Below are 612 nucleotides of genomic sequence, written 5' to 3'. Positions count from 1 at the left end.
CTGCTTTTTACTTTTCTATCTTTTTTTCCATTTTGAAGTACCCATTCCCTCAAAATAGAGGTTTTTGCAGGGCTCTCTATTCAGGTGCGAAAAATTATTGCCAATACGGTATTAGGTTCTCGTTTTAACGGCTAACCCACTAAACGATATCGGCCCAACAACATCGGCTCTTGTATTTGTAGTAAGATTTTCTGCTGTGACTGTGTAAACATGGGTACCAGCTATTACATTTCTATCTTCCGCCTGGAACGTAACAGCATAATTTTGTTCAGAGCCAGCAGATTCGATACCTTGTTGTGTGTTGAAAATCTCTCTTCCATCGCGGAAGATTCTAAAGAGTATTTGTGCAATACCAGTGACACCTCGAACACCCACGGTTGCTACCAAATCTACCCGATTACGTTGAGAATTGACTGGAATCCGTATAGTGATGGTTGCAAGGCGAGATCTTGCTGGTGAACGACGGATAATAAATGAGTTTGCTAAGTTGAATCTACGGCGCGGCTGGACGGCAGCTTTATCGAGAATACGTACCAAAATATCAACTCCTTTTATTTGATATCTCCAAGATATGTTGAACAAAAAGAGAATGATTGGACAATTATGTAAGAT

Annotated in this window: 1 protein-coding gene; it reads right to left on the bottom strand. The window is 40.4% G+C overall.

Translation table 11 applies throughout. From position 1 onward, the window contains the following. Window positions 1-111: 111 nt before the first annotated feature. Complete coding sequence (locus ABEW73_RS33745) at window positions 112-537, bottom strand: exosporium protein C (protein ID WP_192265041.1); 426 nt, start codon at window positions 535-537, stop codon at window positions 112-114. Window positions 538-612 lie beyond the last annotated feature (75 nt).

The sequence above is a fragment of the Paenibacillus lautus genome, from assembly GCF_050482385.1.
GTDB classification, from domain to species: Bacteria; Bacillota; Bacilli; order Paenibacillales; family Paenibacillaceae; genus Paenibacillus_AQ; species Paenibacillus_AQ lautus_B.
This window is presented reverse-complemented; position numbering and strand designations above follow the sequence as displayed.